This window comes from Lacticaseibacillus chiayiensis, from assembly GCF_004123795.1.
GTDB classification, from domain to species: Bacteria; Bacillota; Bacilli; order Lactobacillales; family Lactobacillaceae; genus Lacticaseibacillus; species Lacticaseibacillus chiayiensis.
On record NZ_MSSM01000049.1, the window covers coordinates 1 to 4,370 of the forward strand.

General features: G+C 43.0%; 3 protein-coding genes. All 3 read left to right on the plus strand.

Annotated features, from left to right (window positions below):
• Positions 1-297 precede the first annotated feature (297 nt).
• The 3 genes from BVJ53_RS13870 to BVJ53_RS13880 all read left to right on the plus strand — a co-directional run bounded on the left by BVJ53_RS13870 (position 298) and on the right by BVJ53_RS13880 (position 3,846).
• The gene (locus BVJ53_RS13870) at positions 298-573 is read left to right on the plus strand and encodes a YkuJ family protein (RefSeq protein ID WP_010493839.1); all 276 of its coding nucleotides are present in this window, start codon (positions 298-300) and stop codon (positions 571-573) included.
• A gap of 487 nt (positions 574-1,060) precedes the next feature.
• Complete coding sequence (locus tag BVJ53_RS13875; RefSeq protein ID WP_129302912.1) at positions 1,061-3,157, plus strand: LTA synthase family protein; 2,097 nt, start codon at positions 1,061-1,063, stop codon at positions 3,155-3,157.
• 227 nt (positions 3,158-3,384) lie between these two features.
• On the plus strand, positions 3,385-3,846 hold the full coding sequence (locus BVJ53_RS13880; RefSeq protein WP_129302913.1) for a Fur family transcriptional regulator: 462 nt from the start codon (positions 3,385-3,387) through the stop codon (positions 3,844-3,846).
• Positions 3,847-4,370 lie beyond the last annotated feature (524 nt).

A 4,370-nucleotide genomic window follows, 5' to 3' on the forward strand; every position in this document is an offset into this window, starting at 1 on the left:
AACCCTAAGTTCAAAACCCTAAGTTCAAAACCCTAAGTTCAAAACCCTAAGTTCAAAACCCTAAGTTCAAAACCCTAAGTTCAAAACCCTAAGTTCAAAACCCTAAGTTCAAAACCCTAAGTTCAAAACCCTAAGTTCAAAACCTATAGACCGCTTCTTTCTTCTTGGTCTTCACTGTTGCACTTCATTTGACAATTCGGGAGTGCATAAAACTGCAAATCATAGTGATATTTCTCCCACAGAGGCGACGGTTTATGCTAAGCTATTTCTTGAAATAGGAAATTAGGAGGCCATTTTATGAAACAATCACAGCTCGTGGCCATCATCAAACGCCTCGAAGCCATGCAGACAGGCGACGGCGAGACGCAATCACGCCGCTTCGAAAAAAATGGTGATGAAAAGGGCCTCGTGACATACGATCCCAAGACCGAAACTTATGAACTTGAAGAACTAGGAACGCACCAGACCTTCCAGTTTGACAACATCGATCTTGCGGCTATGGAAATCTATGATCTGATGGATTTTGATGAAGACGAGGACACTAACGATACTAACGACAGCGATCAGGCTTAAGTCTGAGTGCCGAACGAGACGAACTTGAAAGGGTTTGTCTCTTTTTGTATGAGCATGAGCCAGCCCGGTTAGAAGCCGGAGTGTCAATGGCCTCGAATCCAATGGTTGGGCTTTGGTCATTTGGGTTCGAGGTTCTTATATGTAAGCTTCTTTGCCAGCGAAAGCGTTATAGAAAGCGAAAATCAATTAGCTTTATGCCTCCAATAGAACAATCCTGAGCAAGAAATATTTGGCCATTGCGTCAAGGCTCTTACATGCAGTCTTCTGCGTGGGTAAGCGCGTTATAGAAGGCAGAGCTTCGCATGATACGCGTCTTAAATACAACGCCTGTTCTCCACGATATTCGGGCTTCTCATTTTAAGGCTTCTTTAAGATTGCCCATAATTGAGCTTCAATCAATGGTGAACATTTGTCTTTTTAGAAACAAGCGGTTATCCTAGCGAATGTGCTATACTTTTGACATTAAACAATGATTTGGAGGCTCCAAATGAACCAGATTGGCACTAAACTTCGAGGTTTTTTCAATACAAGACTCGGCTTTTTGGCACTTGCCATTGTCTTATTTTGGGCAAAGACTTACTGGGCTTATCAGGTTAAATTTAACTTGGGCGCCACCGGTAGCTTTCAGCATCTGATTTTAGCGATCAACCCCATCCCGACAACACTTTTTCTTTTTGGCATTGCTCTGTATATGTCCGGACGAAAATCATATGTCACGATGCTGGTGATTGATGCATTGACGTCTGTCTGGCTTTTTGCAAATGTGCTTTACTATCGGGAATTCTCCGACTTTTTGACGTTTGCATTGATCAAAGGGTCAGGAGCAGTTTCCAATAACCTAAACAAGGGAATCATGGGGATTGTTCGCCCAACAGATTTCCTGGTTTTTGTTGATGTAGCGATTCTGATTTTGTTGCTGGCCTTTAAAGTGATTCGTATGGATATTCGCCCGATCAAAAAGCGGTTCGCACTGGGCGTTTCGCTACTGGCCGTGTTGATGTTTTGTGCCAACTTAGCGATGGCGTACAGCGATCGTTCTGGTTTGCTGACTCGGACCTTTGATAATAACTACATCGTTAAGTATCTCGGCCTGAACGCCTACACGGTTGTCGATGGCGTTAAGACGGCCAAAAACAGCGCCACCAAAGCCCATGCAGATTCTAGCGATGTAAAGGCAGTATTGAATTACTTAAACAAAAATCGTGTCGCTCCAAATGCGGAATACACAGGTGTAGCAAAAGGCAAAAATGTTTTCATTATCCATCTGGAGAGCTTGCAGCAGTTTATGATCGACTTCAAATGGGATGGCCAGGAAGTTACGCCGAACTTGGATAAGCTGTACCACGAATCCGACACCTTATCGTTTGATAATTTCTTTAATCAAGTTGGCCAGGGTAAAACCGCGGACGCCGAAATGATGATGGAAAACTCATTGTTTGGCTTGCCTGAAGGTGCAGCCATGGTGACAGATGGCACAACCAACACGTTCCAGGCGGCTCCGGCGATTTTAGACCAGCATGGCTACACTACCGCTTCATTCCATGGGGATGTACCCAGCTTTTGGAACCGAGACAACACGTATAAATCCTGGGGGTATGATTACTTCTTCTCGAAGAATTACTTCTCAAGCGGTAAGAATTATGACGTGGGCTATGGCCTGAAAGACAAGATCTTCCTTAAAGATTCGGCTCAATATATTGAGCAGCTACCACAACCGTTTTATGCCAAAATGATCACGGTTACCAACCATTATCCGTATACTCTGGATAAGGCTAATCAGACGATCAGTAAAACTGACACAGGTGACGACACAGTGGACGGTTATGTGCAGACAGCGCGGTATCTTGATCAAGCAATCGGTGAATTTTTAAATTGGTTAAAAGAAACCGGATTGTATGATAAGTCGATGATCGTGCTATACGGCGATCATTATGGGATTTCCAACAACCATAAAAAAGCGATGGCCAAGTTAACGAACACGCCCGGCTTTAATGACTTTGACAACGCCATGTATCAGCGGGTGCCGTTTATGATTCACATGCCAGGGCTAAAAGGCGGTATTAATCACACGTATGGTGGGGAAATTGATGCGCTACCAACGATTTTGAATTTACTTGGTATCAAGGATGACAATACCGTTCAATTTGGCTCTGATTTGCTATCGCCCAACCATCCACAAACAGTTGCATTCAGAAATGGAGACTTTGTAACGCCCGATATCACCAAGGTAGGGAGCCGATACTTCAATACTAGAACGGGCAAGAGGATCAGCAAACTATCGGCAAGTCAAAAAAAGATGGTTGATGCGGCTACCAATCGGGTGACCACCGAATTGTCGTTATCGGACCGGGTCATCAATGGCGATCTTCTCAGATTCTACACGCCAAGTGGCTTCAAAAAAGTCGATCGCCGCGATTTTTCGTATAAAATAGCGGATGCGAAGAAAAAACTCAAAGCTGCCCAAAAAGAAGGAACAAGTTTGAAAGCGCAGAATAAAGGCAAGTCCCTGGCCGGTGAGTATAAAACCGATGCGCCTGAACTCAAAAGCAGCAGTGATGCTGACAGTAGTGATGAATCGAAATAGAAACCGTTTGATTGTGGTTTAGCAGTGCCTACTGAGGCGCTGTTTTTTTAATCTTAAGACGGGTACTTCATAGGGCCACGTTGCGAAAGACGTTAAGACAACACTGTAACCAAAGCCCTTGTCCAGTCCTGAGAAATTCTAAATTTTTGTAAGTAAAGGTTGTGCTACATTAGAAAAAGGCGTACAATTTTACTAGATGATAATGTTTATAAATTAGGAGGTTGGCGATGAATCAGGCGGTTTATAACAAGACAATTAACTTGCTCAAAGCAAAGCAGATTCGGGTCACACCACAGCGTGAAGCGATCATTTCATACATGATCGACAGCACCGCACATCCGACAGCAGAGATGATTTATGCAAAGCTTTCACCGCAATTTCCGCATATGAGTGTTGCTACGGTTTATAATAATTTGCGTTTGTTGGTTGACCTTAATCTGGTTGAAGAAATGTCTTCCAATGATGCGGCAACACATTTTGATTTTCCAATTGAACCGCACTACCATGCTATCTGTACGAATTGTGGTAAGATTTTTGATTTTACTTACCCAGGAGTGACGGATGTCGAAGCTGTTGCGGCAAAAGAAACCGGGTTTAAGGTGAGTGGCCATCATCTTGAAGTTTACGGTATTTGTCCAGAATGCCAAGTTAAATTGGGTATGAAATCGGCAAAAAAGCATACAAAGTGAAGCGAAGTGTGTGTCTAAAAATCTAAGTCGTTTCAGTTGATGCGGTTTTCAGGTTGGCCTGATTACTGCATTTTTTGATTTTGCACAAAAGGTTGGGAGTGAGTGGATGGTTTCCTTTTGAGATAGCCATTTTATGATTCTAATTTTAGCAATCATTTTAAGGAAAAGGCTTGCGCGCTGGCGGGGCTACTGGTATCATATTATTGCTGTCAAAAACGAACTTTCTTTTTGAAAAGAGATAGAGACGCTTCATAGCCTAGTTGCAAAGCTAATTAATGAAAAGTGTTGACACTCGTTTGTTGGCATGATAATCTATCAAAGTTGTCTTTTGACAAGTCGTCCTTTGAAAACTGAACAAAGTTTCGTTTAAATGTGCAGGGTCCTTGATACTCCGGTATCGAGGCAAAAAGTAACATTTGCGAAGTCAATTCGCTAGAACAACAAATCGAGCTATTCGAACAGCTCATATTTATATGAGAGTTTGATCCTGGCTCAGGATGAACGCTGGCGGCGTGCCTAATACA